Annotated in this window: 13 protein-coding genes; 2 read left to right on the top strand and 11 right to left on the bottom strand. The window is 67.3% G+C overall.

Annotation, left to right across the window (positions count from 1 at the left end; translation table 11 throughout):
- Positions 1 to 8: 8 nt before the first annotated feature.
- Together AC1Q6P_RS14665 and def are read right to left on the bottom strand one after the other, a co-directional pair.
- Positions 9 to 2,099: a DUF6600 domain-containing protein gene (locus tag AC1Q6P_RS14665; RefSeq protein ID WP_492664739.1), complete on the bottom strand. Its 2,091-nt coding sequence runs from the start codon at positions 2,097 to 2,099 to the stop codon at positions 9 to 11.
- 114 nt (positions 2,100 to 2,213) lie between these two features.
- A complete protein-coding gene (def, locus tag AC1Q6P_RS14660; protein WP_492664740.1) occupies positions 2,214 to 2,750 on the bottom strand; it encodes a peptide deformylase in 537 nt (178 codons plus the stop codon).
- 72 nt (positions 2,751 to 2,822) lie between these two features.
- Here def and AC1Q6P_RS14655 point away from each other — a divergent pair, with 72 nt between their 5' ends.
- Positions 2,823 to 3,794 carry an MBL fold metallo-hydrolase gene (locus AC1Q6P_RS14655; protein ID WP_492664741.1) on the top strand — a complete coding sequence of 324 codons (972 nt, stop codon included), beginning with the start codon at positions 2,823 to 2,825 and terminating at the stop codon, positions 3,792 to 3,794.
- 6 nt (positions 3,795 to 3,800) lie between these two features.
- On the opposite strand, the gene AC1Q6P_RS14650 is transcribed toward AC1Q6P_RS14655, so the two are convergent.
- The 9 genes from AC1Q6P_RS14650 to AC1Q6P_RS14610 form a co-directional block, all read right to left on the bottom strand.
- Positions 3,801 to 5,087, bottom strand: coding sequence for a solute carrier family 23 protein (locus AC1Q6P_RS14650; RefSeq protein WP_492664742.1), 1,287 nt, complete (start codon positions 5,085 to 5,087; stop codon positions 3,801 to 3,803).
- A gap of 521 nt (positions 5,088 to 5,608) precedes the next feature.
- Complete coding sequence (locus AC1Q6P_RS14645; RefSeq protein WP_492664743.1) at positions 5,609 to 6,115, bottom strand: RcnB family protein; 507 nt, start codon at positions 6,113 to 6,115, stop codon at positions 5,609 to 5,611.
- Positions 6,116 to 6,215: 100 nt separating this feature from the next.
- A complete protein-coding gene (gene ntrC / locus AC1Q6P_RS14640; RefSeq protein ID WP_492664744.1) occupies positions 6,216 to 7,739 on the bottom strand; it encodes a nitrogen regulation protein NR(I) in 1,524 nt (507 codons plus the stop codon).
- A 14-nt stretch (positions 7,740 to 7,753) separates the two neighbouring features.
- Positions 7,754 to 8,899 (bottom strand): nitrogen regulation protein NR(II), encoded by a 1,146-nt coding sequence (gene glnL, locus AC1Q6P_RS14635; RefSeq protein WP_171826948.1) that lies wholly within the window; start codon positions 8,897 to 8,899, stop codon positions 7,754 to 7,756.
- A 57-nt stretch (positions 8,900 to 8,956) separates the two neighbouring features.
- Positions 8,957 to 9,547 carry a hypothetical protein gene (locus AC1Q6P_RS14630; protein ID WP_492664745.1) on the bottom strand — a complete coding sequence of 197 codons (591 nt, stop codon included), beginning with the start codon at positions 9,545 to 9,547 and terminating at the stop codon, positions 8,957 to 8,959.
- A 201-nt stretch (positions 9,548 to 9,748) separates the two neighbouring features.
- A complete protein-coding gene (gene glnA, locus AC1Q6P_RS14625) occupies positions 9,749 to 11,164 on the bottom strand; it encodes a type I glutamate--ammonia ligase (RefSeq protein ID WP_102766434.1) in 1,416 nt (471 codons plus the stop codon).
- A 300-nt stretch (positions 11,165 to 11,464) separates the two neighbouring features.
- Complete coding sequence (locus tag AC1Q6P_RS14620; protein WP_492664746.1) at positions 11,465 to 12,289, bottom strand: competence/damage-inducible protein A; 825 nt, start codon at positions 12,287 to 12,289, stop codon at positions 11,465 to 11,467.
- The gene (locus AC1Q6P_RS14615) at positions 12,286 to 13,185 is read right to left on the bottom strand and encodes an EI24 domain-containing protein (protein ID WP_492664747.1); all 900 of its coding nucleotides are present in this window, start codon (positions 13,183 to 13,185) and stop codon (positions 12,286 to 12,288) included. Before AC1Q6P_RS14615 ends, AC1Q6P_RS14620 begins: the two co-directional genes overlap by 4 nt.
- Positions 13,186 to 13,289: 104 nt before the next feature.
- Complete coding sequence (locus AC1Q6P_RS14610; protein ID WP_102766623.1) at positions 13,290 to 14,114, bottom strand: TIGR00266 family protein; 825 nt, start codon at positions 14,112 to 14,114, stop codon at positions 13,290 to 13,292.
- 125 nt (positions 14,115 to 14,239) lie between these two features.
- Between AC1Q6P_RS14610 and AC1Q6P_RS14605 the strand changes: the two genes are divergently transcribed.
- Positions 14,240 to 15,043 carry an IclR family transcriptional regulator domain-containing protein gene (locus tag AC1Q6P_RS14605; protein ID WP_492664748.1) on the top strand — a complete coding sequence of 268 codons (804 nt, stop codon included), beginning with the start codon at positions 14,240 to 14,242 and terminating at the stop codon, positions 15,041 to 15,043.
- The last annotated feature ends 179 nt before the right edge of the window (positions 15,044 to 15,222 follow it).

Genomic DNA, 15,222 nt, shown 5'->3' with positions numbered 1-15,222 from the left:
GGTGAAGCTCAGCGCTCCATATCGCGGCGATCGCCGTTGCGACGCGGCGGCCCGTCCTGATGGCCACGCTGCGGGCCTTGCGGCTCGCTGCGCGGGGCCGGCTGCGGCGGTGCGGCCTGCGGCGCACGCTGCGGCAGGGCCGCAGGCTCGGCCGAGCGGGGGCGCTCGATCTGGCGTTCCATTGGGCGCTCCGTGGGGCGCTCGATCTGGCGCTCGGGCCTTGGCGGGCCGGCACGCTCACCGCGATCGCCACGGTCCCCGCGCTCACCGATGCGATCGGCCCAGGGCCGCGGCGCGGGCTCGCTCTGCACCTGGGGGACCTGGGGCACCTGCGGCATCTGCTGAATCTGCGCGGCCGGCGGCTGAGCGGGTTGAATCTGGGGCAGCGAGGGGTTGGCGCGTTCACGCTCACGCTCACGCTCACGCTCCACACGTTCCACACGCGCCGCACCACCGCGCCAGGGCAGCTCGGGCGCGGCCGAGGGCGAAGGGTTGGCTTGGACCGGGCCGTTCTGGCCAGGCAGCGGCTCCCGGCTGGGCAGGCTGCTGCCCATCTCGTTGCGCTGCGGGCCGTTGAAGCGCCCTTCCCTTGCTTCACGCGGCTCACGCGGCTCACGGGCCGGCACATCAGCCCCTGCCTCGCGCTGGATCTCGCGGCGGCGCTGGCCGAGGTTGTCGTTGCGCCAGGGCACCTCGGCCGGGTTGCGGCCTTGGACCGAGTCCAGGCCCGGGGCCGGGCTCGGGCGCTGCGGCAGCACGGCAGCCAGGTCCTGGCGGGCGGGCGGCGCCGGCAAGGCGCGGACCGGGCCGGCCTCGGCCACCGGCATGGCCCGCACCGGGCCGCCTGAGCCGGGCAGATAGCTGATGGCGCCGCCGATCTCGCGGTTGCTGCGCGGCTTGTTCACCGTGACCGGGTCGCGGTCGAAATGGTTGTTCAGCCGCGCCACATAGCCGGGGCTGTGGCGGAAGCCGGGCACATAGACCTCTCGCGGGGCCAGGGGGTACCAGCCGTAGTGCGGGCGCGGCGGGCGCACGCCGCCGCCGATGCTGATGCCCACCGACACGGCCGGGCCACCGACCCAGGCGACCAGGGCCGGGGCATAGACCGGGCGCGCGACATAGCGGCCCGGCGACCAGCACCAGCGGCCACCCCAGCTGACCCAGCGGCCGTAGTGGAAAGGCGCAAAACCCCAGGGCGCGTCATCGACCCAGCTCCAGCCCCAGTGGCGGGTCCAGACCCAGCGGCCGTAGCGGTACGGCGCCCAATCGGCCACCACCACGGTGGGAATCCAGACCGCGCCATGCTCGGGCGACTGCTCCCAGCGGCCGTGGCGATCCAGGTCTTCGGCGCCCGTCATCTCGGGCGAGACATAGCGCTGGCTCAGGCCCAGGTTGACGCTGTCGCCTTCGGCGCGGCTTTGCGCACTGAGCCAGTCGATGAAGCCATCACCCTGCAGGCGCTGGCGCTCGGTGCGCGGGCCGCCGGCCCACCAGAATTCCGCCTGCTCGCCGTCCTGCAGCCAGACCGGCAGCACGTTCTCGCCCTTGCCCGATTCAAAGCGCAAGCGGCCTTGCAGGGCAAAACCGCGGCTGCCGCGATCCAGCTGCTCGACACGGTACAGGCCCTCGCGCTCGGCGAAGAACAGGCCTTCGCGGGTCTGCACCTTGTACTCGTTGACGGCCTCCTGTGAGCGCAGGCGCAGGCCCAGATCGCCCTTGGCCAGGAGCAGCAGCACGCGACCCTCGTCGAGCTGGCTGATCTCCAGATCGCTGCGCTCATCGAGCCAGAAGCTGGTGGAGCCGACCCGCAGGCTGACGCGCGAACGATCGTCGGTGCGCAGGCGATCACCCTCGGAAATGGTCTGGTTGCGCGTCACCCGCGTCCATTCCTTGGCCTCGGCATCGAACAGCCAGGCCTCACCGATCACCTCGGAGACCCGGCCGGCCCGCGTGGGCGGGTCGCCGGCGTTGGCCGGATCGGCCTGGGCCGCGGGCCCGCCGATCAGGCCCAGCACCACCACGGCGAGACACAAACCCTGGCGCCAGGCCCCGAGCAGCGCAGAGGCGGGTGAGAAATTTCGGGCAGCAGTGATTCTCATGACAAGCTCCTGTGACCTGCGTTCAACGCGCCATCGGGCGCGGCGGAGGACCGTCTTTACAAAGAATCACCGCGCCGGGCGCGAGGTGCAGGCCACGCGCCCGAAAGGAGCGTCTCAGTCGTCCGCCGCCGGGTCCAGCTCCGGGAACAGCACCGAAGTAAATCCGAATCGGCTGAAATCCTTGACGCGCATCGGGTAGAGGATGCCGTCGAGGTGGTCGCATTCATGCTGGACCACGCGGGCATGGAAGCCCTCGGCCTCGCGCTCGAAGGCCTGGCCTTCGGCGTCAAAGCCGCGGTAGCGCAGGCGTGCGTGGCGCGGCACCACGCCGCGCAGACCCGGCACCGAGAGGCAGCCCTCCCAGCCCTCTTCATCGGCCGCGCCGAGCAGCTCGATCTCGGGGTTGATCAGCACAGTCGGCGGCACGGGCGGCGCGTCCGGATAGCGCACATTGCTCTGGTAGCCAAAGATCACCAGGCGCAGGTCCACACCGATCTGCGGCGCGGCCAGGCCGGCGCCGTTGGCGGCCTTCATGGTCTCGAACATATCGGCGATCAGGCTGCGCAGCTCGGGCGTGCCGAAGTGGGTGACCGGCTGGGCCACGCGCAGCAGGCGCGGGTCACCCATCTTCAGGATTTCATGCACGGCCATGGCAGCGTCGCTCAGGTTTGAGATCAGTTAAGGTGGGCGGATTCTAGGAGTGAGCCCGGAGACACACCCGCCATGCACGATTTTGTCCAGCCCCTCGGCCATGGCATCTATGCCATCGACACCGGCTTTCAGCGCCCGCAGTTCGACGCCGCCTACCTGATGGTGGAGGCCGGCCGCGCCGCCTTCATCGACACCGGCACCAACCACGCGGTGCCGCGCCTGCTGGCGGCACTGGGCGACTTGGGCCTGGGCCCGGAGGCGGTGGACTGGGTGATCCCCACCCATGTGCATCTGGACCATGCCGGCGGCGTGGGCCTGCTGATGCAGTCCCTGCCCCAGGCGCGCCTGGTCGTGCATCCGCGTGGCCTGCGCCATCTGATCGACCCGACCGCGCTCTATATGGGCGCCAAGGCTGTTTACGGCGAGGCCGAGATGCAGCGCTCCTACGGCCGCCTCGTGCCGGTGCCGGCCGAGCGGGCCCAGGCCAGCAGCGATGGCGAGACCCTGCACCTGGCCGGCCGGCCCCTGCTGCTGCTGGACACCCCAGGCCATGCGCGACACCACCACTGCATCTGGGACGCGCACAGCCACGGCTGCTTCACCGGCGACACCTTCGGCCTGAGCTACCGCGAGTTCGACACCGCGCAAGGTGCTTGGGCCCTGCCGACCAGCACGCCGGTGCAGTTCGAGCCCGAGGCGCTGAAGGCCTCGATGGATCGCATGCTGGCTTTGCTGCCCACGCAGATGTTCCTGACCCACTACAGCCGCGTCGGCGGCAGCGTGGCCGAGGTGCAGCGCCTGGGCCAGCTGCTGCGCGAGCAGATCGACGAGATGGTGGCCCTGGCCCATGCTGCCCCGGTCGGCGCCAGCCCCGAACGCCATGCCTTCCTGAAAACCGGGCTGGAGGCCATCTACCTGCCGCGTCTGCATGCCCATGGCTGCACGCAAAGCCTGGTGGCGCAGCTGGGCTTGCTGGAGATGGACATCGAGCTGAACGCCCAAGGCCTGGGCGTCTACCTCGACAAGCGGGCGGGGGCAGCCTGAAGAAACTCAGTCCTTGCGACCAAAAGAGAGAAGTGCATAGAGCAGGATGGCGCCGAAGGTGGCCGTTCCAATGCCGCCCAGCGCAAAGCTGCCCAGCTTCAAGGTGTAGTCGCCCGTGCCCAGCACCAGGGTGATGGCCACCACCAGCAAATTGCGGCTGTCGCTGAAGTCCACCCGCTTGTCCACCCAGATCTTGGCGCCGGCCACCGTGATCAGGCCGAAGACGACGATGCTGACGCCGCCCATCACAGCCAGCGGAATCGCCTGGATCAGCGCCCCGAACTTGGGGCTGAAGCCCAGCAGCACGCCCAGCAGGCCGGCGATCACGAAGATGGCGGTGGAGTAGATGCGGGTGGCGGCCATGACGCCGATGTTCTCGGCATAGGTGGTCACGCCGGTGCCGCCGGCGGCGCCGCTGACCATGGTGGCCAGGCCGTCGCCCATGAAGGCGCGGCCCATGTCGGCATCAAGGTTGCGGCCGGTCATGGCGCTGACAGCTTTCAGGTGACCGAGGTTCTCGGCCACCAGCACCACCACCACGGGCACGATCAGCAGCAAAGCCTGGGGCTCGAAGACCGGGCTGGCAAAACGCGGCAGGCCCACCCAGGCGGCGCTGGCCACACCCGACAGGTCGATCGGCTTGCCCAGGCCCAGGCCATTGGTCAACAGCGCGTAGAGCAGGCTGGCCGCCAGCAGGCCCAGCAAGATCAGCAGGCGCTGGGCCATGCCGCGGCTGTACACCGCGACCAGGGCCACGCTCAGAAAGGTGGCGCCCTGCATCCAGGCATCGAAGCCGGTGGGGGCCATGTTCTTGATCGGGATGGCGGCCAGGTTGAGGCCGATCACGGCCACCACGGCGCCGGTCACCACCGGCGGCATCAGTCGCTCGATCCAGCCCGTACCCAGCCAGGACACCAGGGCGCCGATGGCGAAATAGACCGCGCCGCAGGCGATGATGCCGCCCAGGGCCAGTCCGATATTGGCGTTAGGTCCCGAGCCGGTGTAGCCGGTGGCGGCGATCACCACGCCGATGAAGGCGAAGCTCGATCCCAGATAGCTGGGCACGCGGCCGCCCACCATGAGGAAGAAGATCAGCGTGCCGATGCCGCTCATCAGGATGGCGACATTGGGGTCGAAGCCCATCAGCAGGGGCGCCAGCACGGTGGCGCCGAACATGGCGATCACATGCTGCAAACCCATGGCCAGCGTCTGCGGCCAGGGCAGGCGCTCGTCCGTCTGCACCGCCTGCCCATCCCGGGCCGGCACCTCACGCCAATTGAAAAGTCCGCTCATGCTTCCTACGCTCCATCAAATGAAAGGTACTTCCCAACGCCGGATTGACCGTATGGCGTCCAACAGCACACGATTAACATGCCAACTCGGCTCGACACACCGGGAAGTGGAATCAAAGTCATTCTGACCGTCGGTCCTGAACTCGCCTAGAACGTGTTTGCCCTGCATGGGACAAACACCTTGGGCCATGCAGAGCCGCGTTCGCTGGCGCATGTTTGCCAGTACTTCAACACCCGCCGCAAGCCCGCAGTGCGAGCCGAGCAAGCGATGGCACACCCTGTTCATGAGTCCAAACCAAGCCGCGGCGGCCGGCGCGACCTGACGCCCTGCGTCCACGTCACAGCACGTTCCGCCGGCTTCCTCTCCCACGGAGCCGGCCATGCTTGCATCCATCGCTCAAGGGTCTTGCGCAGGGACGGCCCTTGCCTCGCGACAGAGGGAGAACACGAAAGTGGCCAGTCCAGAATGCCGCTCGAGGCAGAAAACAGGTCAACCCACGCCACCTGCCACGAGCGCCGGCCTTAGCGCAAGATGTCTTCTATGGCATCAACCACCATGCTGGTACCAATCGCAATCATCAGAATGTCTCCTGCAACCTGAACATAGCGATGATTGGGAGGCGGCGCAGGCAGGCGCAAGCGCAGTTCCCTGGGCAACTCAAGGTACACAACATCCTTGCCGAGTGGCCGACCCTTTTGCCACTTCTTCGCCTGCCCCGGCGCTTGGCAACCATTGTTCTTTTTCGCAAGACCGGGCGGGCATTTACCTTTGGATGCCTGAGCCCCGTAGTAGTCCATGGCAATGCGACGATCTTCTCCGCTGAAACTGAAAGCGACCGAACCGCCAAGCCGTTCAGCGTCGAGCCTCTGTTCGCGGTGATGCTGCTCCTTGCTCCGATCCTTGCCTTCCTTGTGCTTGCCTTCGCCTGCCCAACTCGGCTTGTCGGCAAAAGCGCCTCCCGCCACCAAAGCCAGGGCGACGCCAACAGCGGCAAGGCAACGCGATGATCTTGAATTGACGTTGCTCATGCTTGCTCCTGCCTACTTCGAGACTGTGAATGTTACGAGGCGATTGAACGGCAGAGGTCTCGCAGGATCTGCGGCTTGCGCGAAATCAAGCCCGTTGCCCTCAGACGTCCAGACCCAGCTCCTGGATCTTGCGCGTGATGGTGTTGCGGCCGATGCCCAGCTTCTGGGCCGCCTCAATTCGGCGACCGTGGGTCAGCTCCAGCGCGGCGGTGATCAGGCTGGCTTCGAAGCGGCGGCTCAGCAGCTCCCAGACTTCGGGCTCACCGGCGGCCAGCAGGCGGCGCGCTTCGCGGGCCATTTCCATGACCCAGGCTTCGTGCGCAGCAGATGCACCAGACAAGGGCGCTGCAGCTGGCGCCGGCGCGCCAACGCTCGCCCCAGTTTGGGGCAAGGCTTGGCCCTGACCCGGCCCCTCGGCCAGGGCGCCGCCCTCCTCGCCCCGCTCCAGTGCAGGCTCGCTGCCGCTGCCAGGCGCATGCAGCAGCTCCTGCGGCAGGTCCTTGGCCTCGACCACCTGGCTGGGCGCCATGACGCTGAGCCAGTGGCAGATGTTTTCCAGCTGGCGCACATTGCCGGGGAAATCAAAGGCCAGCAGCTGGGCCAGGGCGGCTTCGCTGAGGCGCTTGGTTTCCACGCCCAGCTCGGTGGCGCTGCGCTGCAGGAAGAAGCGCGCCAGCACGCCGATGTCTTCGCGCCGCTCGCGCAGCGGCGGCAGGCGCAGGCGGATCACATTGAGGCGGTGGAACAGGTCTTCGCGAAAGGCGCCCTGGCGCACGCGCGATTCCAGGTTCTGGTGGGTGGCAGCGATCACGCGCACATTGGCGCGCAGCGGGCTGTGGCCGCCGACGCGGTAGAACTGGCCGTCGGACAGCACGCGCAGCAACCGCGTCTGCAGCTCCAGCGGCATGTCGCCGATTTCATCGAGAAAGAGCGTGCCGCCGTCGGCCTGCTCGAAGCGGCCACGCCGCGTGGCCTGCGCGCCAGTGAAGGCGCCGCGCTCATGCCCGAAGAGCTCGCTCTCCAGCAGGTCCTTGGGAATGGCGGCCGTGTTGATGGCGACAAACGGGCCCTCGGCGCGCGGGCTGTGCTTGTGCAGGGCGCGCGCGACCAGTTCCTTGCCCGAGCCCGATTCGCCGGTGATCAATACCGTCACATGGCTCTGGCTCAGCCGGCCGATGGCACGGAAGACATCCTGCATGGCGGGCGCCTGGCCCAGCATCTCGGGCACTTGCGCGGCGGCCTCATCGGCCACGGCCTCGCGCTGGCTTTCTTCCTGGGCGCGGCGGATCAGCTCGACCGCACGCGGCAGGTCAAAAGGCTTGGGCAGGTATTCAAACGCACCGCCCTGGAAGGCGGCGACGGCGCTGTCAAGATCGGAGTAGGCCGTCATGATGATGACGGGCAGATGCGGCAGGCGGGCCTTGACCTTGGCCAGCAGGTCAAGACCTGAGCCTCCGGGCATGCGGATGTCGGACACCAGCACCTGCGGGCTGTCCTCTTCCAGCGCGGCCAGCAGATCGCGGGCGTTGCTGAAGCTGCGCACGGGCAAGCCCTCGCGGCTCAAGGCTTTTTCCAGCACGAAGCGGATGGAATGATCGTCGTCGACAACCCAGATGGATTTCATGCGGCTGGTTCCCTCTAGGGCAGGGGCAAGGTGATGCGAAAGTCGGTCCGGCCCGGTTCGCTTTCGCAGTCGATCATGCCTTGGTGCTGTTGGGCGATCGTCTGCGCCAGCGTCAGGCCGAGGCCGGAACCGCCCTCTCGCCCCGAGACCAGGGGGAAGAAGATGCGATCACGGATCTCGGCCGGAATTCCGGGGCCGTTGTCCTCGACATGCAATTCCAATGCCAAGCGCCAGCGCTGTTTACCAATCGTCACCTGCCGGGCCACCCGCGTGCGCAAGGTGATGCAGGCATCACCGGCCGCCATGCGCGTCTGCAAGGCCTGGGCCGCGTTCTGCACGATGTTGAGCACGGCCTGGATCAGCTGCTCGCGGTCACCGCGGAAATCGGGCAGCGAGGTGTCGTAATCGCGCTTGATCGACAGGCCACGCGGATGCTCGACCAGCACCAGGGCGCGCACCCGCTCGCAAACCTCGTGGATGTTGACATCGGCCACCACCGGCGCGTGGCGGTGCGGGGCCAGCAGGCGGTCGACCAGGCTCTGCAGGCGATCGACCTCATGGATGATGACCTGGGTGTACTCGCTGAGCTCGGCCCCCATCTCGGTGGGTGCCAGCTCCATGGCCAGCAGCTGCGCGGCGCCGCGGATGCCGCCCAGCGGGTTCTTGATTTCGTGCGCCAGATTGCGGGTCAGTTCCTTGGTGGCCTGCACCTGGTCGAGCGTGCGCTCTTCGCGGTCCTGGCGGGTCTGCTGGGCGTTCTCGATCAGCTCGATCAAGACCAGATCACCGCCGCGCGGCGCGGCCGAACCGGCCTCCAGCTGCGAGACGATCACGTGCACCGGCACCAGCACCTCGTGCGGGCGCACGCCACGGCGCAGCAAGGCATCGAAGCGGCTGCTGGAATAGGCGTTGCGGGCCACGCCCTCGACCGTGTCGCGCAGGCGGCCGGCTTCGGCAAACCAGTCGTAAAGGCTGCTGCGCTGCACGGCGCGGCGCGACAGGCCCATGACGTTTTCAAACGCGGTGTTGGCGAACAGGCATTCGCCGTCCGGGCGGACCACGGCCACCATGGTGGCCAGCATGTCCAGGGCATCGAACACCGGCGGTGTCCGCTCGGCCTCGGTCAGAGGCACGGAATGGGTGGGAGCACTGGGGCTCATGAGAACAACTCCTGGGTGCCGCTGCGCGCGCCCCAGACCGGCGACGATCGCCGGGCCTCAGGACGGCAGCTTGCTGATTTCGCGTTTGAGCGCCGCGACATCGCTCTCCTGGCGCGCGATGCTGGCCTTGAGCTCGGCCATGCGGTCCAGGTAGCGCTGGTAGTTGCGCTCGTCGGCGCGACGCTCGGCGTTGCCGCCGGCGTATTCACGCTGCGTGGTGGCCAGGCGCTCCTCGGCCTCGCGCAGCTCGGTTTCCAGCACACGGCGGCGCTCGTTGTCGCGGCTGCGCTGCTGGTTCGGGTCGACCCGGCCGCCGTCGCTGCTGCTGCGCGCCGCGGGCGTGCTGCTGGCTTCACCATGCGAGCCCCCGGCCGTGCCTGCCGAGCCTGCCTTGGGCTTGGGCGACTGCACCACGGTGATGGGCGAGCCCTCGATGGTGCGGCAGCCCTTCTCCGACGCTTCCTTGGCCGACAAGGCATCGGTGTAGAGCACCGGCGGGCCGGGGCAGCGGTAGACCGTGCCCTGGGCCTGAGCACCCGAGGCCAGGGCCGAGATGAGCGCGCCCGCACTCCAAACGGCCCATTTCGGCAGACCGGCTCGGGCACTCTTGCGGATCGAAGTCATCGGCGAAGCGGATCGGATCAACATGGCGCGATTGTGGCCCATGTGCTGTGCCCGCAGTCAACGCACAAACCCGCTGAATCCCGCCTTGTCCTGCGCAACCCACAGGCGAGGAACCCGGGCCGGGCATGAAAAAGGACGGCCGAGGCCGTCCTTTGCGTTGAGCCTTGCGGCTCGTGAAAGCCCGGCCTGCAGCGCACATCACGGCACGCTGAGGGCCGGCGGCCATCACAGTGCGTAGTACATGTCGAACTCGACCGGGTGGGTCGCCATGCGCAGGCGGGTCACTTCCTGCATCTTCAGATCGATGTAGGCGTCAATGTAAGCATCGGTGAACACGCCACCCTTGGTCAGGAAGGCACGGTCCTTGTCCAGCGCTTCCAGGGCCTGGTCCAGGCTGTGGCAGACGGTGGGCACCAGTGCGTCTTCTTCCGGCGGCAGGTGGTACAGGTCCTTGGTGGCGGCTTCGCCCGGGTGGATCTTGTTTTCCACGCCGTCCAGACCGGCCATCAGCAGCGCTGCGAAGCACAGATAGGGGTTGGCCGAAGGATCGGGGAAGCGCGCCTCGACACGGCGGCCCTTGGGGTTGGCCACGTAGGGGATGCGGATCGAGGCCGAGCGGTTCTTGGCCGAGTAGGCCAGCTTCACCGGGGCTTCGAAGCCAGGCACCAGGCGCTTGTACGAGTTCGTGCCGGGGTTGGTGATGGCGTTCAGGGCACGGGCGTGCTTGATGATGCCGCCGATGTAGTACAGGGCGAAGTCGCTCAGACCGGCGTAGCCGTCACCGGCGAACAGGTTCTTGCCGTCCTTCCACACGGACTGGTGCACGTGCATGCCGCTGCCGTTGTCGCCGACCAGGGGCTTGGGCATGAAGGTGGCGGTCTTGCCGTAGGCATGGGCCACGTTCTGGATCACGTACTTTTGCAGCTGGGTCCAGTCGGCGCGCTCGACCAGAGAGCTGAACTTGGTGCCGATTTCCATCTGGCCCGCGTTCGCCACTTCGTGGTGGTGCACTTCAACCGGGATGCCCAGTTGTTCCAGGATCAAGCACATTTCCGAGCGCATGTCCTGGCCGCTGTCGACCGGGGGCACGGGGAAGTAGCCACCCTTGACGGTCGGACGATAGCCGGTGTTGCCGTGCTCGTATTCCTTGCCGGTGTTCCAGGCGCCTTCTTCGGATTCGATCTTGAAGAAGGAACCCGACATGTCGTTGGCCCAACGCACCGAGTCGAAGATGAAGAATTCGGGCTCAGGACCGAAGTAGGCGGTGTCGCCCAGGCCGGAGGCCTTCAGGTACGCTTCCGCGCGCTTGGCCAGGGAGCGGGGATCGCGCTCGTAAGCCTTGCCGTCGGCCGGGTCGACCACGTCGCAGGACAGGATCAGGGTCGGCTCTTCGAAGAAGGGGTCGATATTGGCCGTGTTCGGATCGGGCATGAGCAGCATGTCCGAGGCTTCGATGCCCTTCCAGCCTGCGATGGACGAGCCGTCGAAAGCATGGCCGGAGACGAACTTGTCTTCGTCGAAGTGCGAAACCGGCACGGTCACGTGCTGTTCCTTGCCACGGGTGTCGGTGAAACGGAAGTCAACAAACTTGACTTCGTTTTCCTTGACGATCTTCATCACGTCGGCGACGGTCTTGGCCATCAGAAACTCCTAAACGGGTAAGTAGCGGGAGAAAGCTTGCGGATGCGTAGGTATTTGTTTGGCTTGCACTGCTCGAACAGACTCAGGCCGCGCAGCCTTTGATTAAGCAGTTTGTGTGCCAACTTTGGGCTGCTCGTGCGCTTTGCGTCAGCCCTCAGGGCCCAGCCCCGCAAGCCCTGCGCTGCACCGGTGCATCCGGCCCCAAAGCCCCGGGATTATGGGCCGAGGCCCGGCCCCGGAACAGGGCGGCCAGTCAAGAAATCACGAGACAATCACCAAAATAGTGCAAGGTCAGGCGGCTCAACGCACCAATTCAGTGCTCACCGAGGCACCAAACTGGATCACGCCGCTTTTCAGTGCCTGGTAGGCCGCGTCCATCTGTTCCGCCGGGCCTTTGACGCCCAGCTCGATATGGCGGCCCCACTGCGGGTGGTCCACGCTGGGCAGGCTGAATACCTTGATGCCCGGGAACTCCGCCTCCACCCGCTCCATCAGCGGGGTCAGGCTGGCCTCCATGGCGCCCTGCACGATCAGCGAGAGCTCCTGGCGCTGCACCGGGCGCTGCAGATCGGCGTGGCGCTGGTCCAGCACCCACTCCATCATCGGGTGCGCCATCACCGGGAAGCCGGGCACGAAGTAGACCGTGCCGACCGAAAAGCCCGGGATCTTGTTGAAGGGGTTGGGGATGATGTCGGCGCCGACCGGGAACACGCCCATCTCCAGGCGGCGCAAGGTGTCGGGGTGTTCGGGGTCGACCGACTCGCCCTTCTCTGCCGCCATGTCCTGGATGCGCTGCCAGATCAGGGCGCGCGCCTCGGGATGCAGGGCCAGCTCGCGGTCGAGCGCGGCAGCCGCGGCCTGGCGGGTGTGGTCGTCCGGCGTGGCGCCGATGCCGCCACAGCTGATCACCAGGTCACCGCTGGCGAAGGCCTCGCGCAGCCGGGCGCTGATGTGAGCACGGTCATCGCCCAGGTACTGGGCCCAGTCCAGGCTCATGCCGCGCGCGGCCAGGATCTCGATGAACTTGCTGAGGTGCTTGTCCTGGCGCTTGCCGGACAAAATCTCGTCGCCAATGATGATCAGGCCGATCTTGGGCCGAGGGGTCAAAACCGAGGGGGTGTTCATGCGTCAGCCTTGGGCAGCAATGGGGGTGTAGGGGTGGGAGCTGCAGCATCGAGAACCAGGCCCGAGGGTCCGGGCGCCGCGGCCGAGCGGCTCAGGCGCAGCTCCTGCAGCGCAGCCAGGCAGTAATGCGTGAACCACAAGGAAGAAAAAGCAAAAACCAGGGTGTAGAGCCAGATCGAGGCCAGGATCAAAAACGGCGCCAAGGCGACGGCCATCACGCCAAACGCCCAAATCGCTGCCGGCGCGGCACCGAGGTAGCCCGTCAGCAGGCCCAGGCCCAGCAGGGGCAGGCGGTGCAGGCGCAGCAGCTGACGCCGCTCGGCCACCGAGGCGTGCTCGGACAAGGCGTCGTAGGCAAACACCCGGTAACCCAGCCAGCCCCAGATCAGCGGCGGCACGATCAGCACCAGGGGTGGAATCAGCAGGAAAGGCAGGCTGATCACAAAGGCCAGCAGCGCCGCCACTCCATGAGCGAGCGACCACAGCAGCGAATGCACAAAGGACGCACCCCGTTTGCGCTCCAGCAGCGGAAAGCGTCGCTGCGCCACCAGATTGACGGCGGTGGGCGTCAGCAGCAAGGCCACCAGCAAGAGGCTCAGCACCACCAGCACCGGCAGGGCCAGGGCCAGCACCAGCAAGGGCGCCAGGGCCGAGCGGAAACCGCCCAGACCGACATGGTCCAGCCAGCCCAGCAAGGACTCGATCAGGCGCCAGGACTCCAGCTGCGCGCGCATGCCGTCCACGGCCTGCTCCCAGAAAAAGTAGCCCAGGCCGAAGGCCAGACCGGCCGCGATCAGCAGGGGCAGCAGGGACAGGGCGATCACCCGCGGATGCAGGCAGTAGGCGGCCGCACGCCAGAAGGCGTCGGCCACACGGCTCATGGATTGAACAGGCATGTCGGGATGGTGAAGGCGAAACCGCGACGCGGCTCAAAAAACCGAACAAAAAAAGAGCGGCCCGGGGCCGCTCGCAGTGCAGGGGATCGGCGCGCAGCCCTCGCTCACTCGTCGTCGCCGCCGAGCAGGCCACCCAGGATGCCCGCGCCTGCCGCGCCGGCCGCGAAGCCGCCGAGCACCGAGCCTTCTTCCCGGCGTCCGCCGTTCTGCGGGGCAGCAGCAAAGATGCGCGAAGCCAGGCGCGAGAAGGGCAGGCTCTGCAGCCAGACCTCGCCGGGGCCGGTCAACTTGGCCAGGAACAGGCCCTCGCCGCCGAACAGCGCGGTCTTGATCTTGCCAACGTACTGGATCTCGAAATCCACGCTCGGGGTGTAGGCCACCACGCAGCCGGTGTCCACCAGCAAGGTCTGGCCGGGCGCCAGGGTGCGACGCACCACGGTGCCACCGGCGTGGACAAAAGCCAGGCCATCGCCTTCGAGCTTTTGCATGATGAAGCCTTCACCGCCGAAGAAGCCGGTGCCCAGCTTTTGCTGGATGGCGATGCCCAGGGACACGCCGCGGGCCGCGCACAGGAAGGCATCCTTCTGGCAGATCAGGGTGCCGCCGAGCTGGCGCAGATCCATGGGCAGGATCTTGCCCGGGTAGGGGGCGGCAAAGGCCACGCGCTGCTTGCCCGAGCCTTGGTTGGTGTAGATGGTGGTGAACAGCGATTCGCCGGTGATCAGGCGCTTGCCCGCGCCCAGCAGCTTGCCGAAAAAGCCGCCCTGGCTGGCTGCGCCATCGCCGAAGACGGTGTCCATGGAGATACCGGCATCCATGAACATCATGCTGCCAGCCTCGCCGATGGCGGCTTCGCCCGGGTCGAGCTCGACCTCGACGAACTGCATCTCGGCGCCCTTGATCTCAAAATCGACAACATCCATGGCCATGACAAAAAACTCCTCACTCACTGGGGGAAAGACTGCGGGCGCGATGTTAGCCAGTTTTTCGGGCCGCTGCCGTCGGTCACAGCGGCAGGGCGGTGAAGCGCAGGCCCATCCCTATACTGCCGCCCATGAACGATGACGCCAGCGCGCCCGACGCCACCGCACCCAAGCCCGGGGACAGCTATGTGCAGTCCTTTGCCCGCGGTCTGTCGGTGATCCGTGCCTTCGACGCCAGCGCACCGCGCCAGACCCTGACCGAGGTGGCGCGCCGCTGCGGCATGACGCGGGCCGGCGCCCGCCGCATCCTGCTGACCCTGGAAACTCTGGGTTATGTGAAGAGCGATGGCCGCCTGTTCGCCCTGACCCCCAAGATCCTGGACCTCGGTTTTGCCTACCTGTCCTCGCAGCCGCTGTGGCAGTTCGCCGAGCCGGTGATGCAGCAACTGGCCGCCGAACTGGGCGAGAGCGTCTCGGCCGCGGTGCTGGAAGGCCAGGACATCGTCTACGTGCTGCGCGTGCCGGCGCGCAAGATCATGAGCATCAACCTCGGCGTGGGCAGCCGCCTGCCGGCCTGGTGTACCTCCATGGGCCGCGTCCTGCTGGCCAGCCTGCCGCCCACGGCACTCGAATCACAGCTGAGCAACATCCACATCGCCCCGCTGGCCGGCCGCACCGTGGCCAACCTGCCCGATCTGCGCGAGCGCATCCAGCAAGCCGGCCGCCAGGGCTGGTGCCTCGTCAACCAGGAGCTCGAGGACGGCCTGGTGTCACTCGCAGCACCCATCACCGACCGCAACGGCCACGTGATCGCCGCGCTCAATGTCGGCTCCCAAGTGAACCGCCGCTCCCCCGACCAGCTGCTGGCCCACACCCTGCCCCGCCTGCTCGACGCTGCCGGCCAGATTTCGCGTCTGCTGCAGATCAAGGCTTGAACCGGGCCGGGGGCCGGCGCATTGCGGACCTTCGTTGTGCTCGTCGTTCTCGCTGCGGTGGCTCGGCCCGCCGCCGGGCTCATGGTTCGCGGGTCGGCTCTTCGAGCCGACTCCCCTCGGTGCTCACTGCGCGGCTCAGCGGCGCCAAACTCCCTCCGTTCGCTGCGCTCACTGTGGTC

Source organism: Roseateles sp. GW835-FHT13E02 (assembly GCF_058794035.1).
The sequence above is the reverse complement of the archived record's forward strand: the minus strand, read 5'-3'. Positions and strand labels throughout refer to the sequence as shown.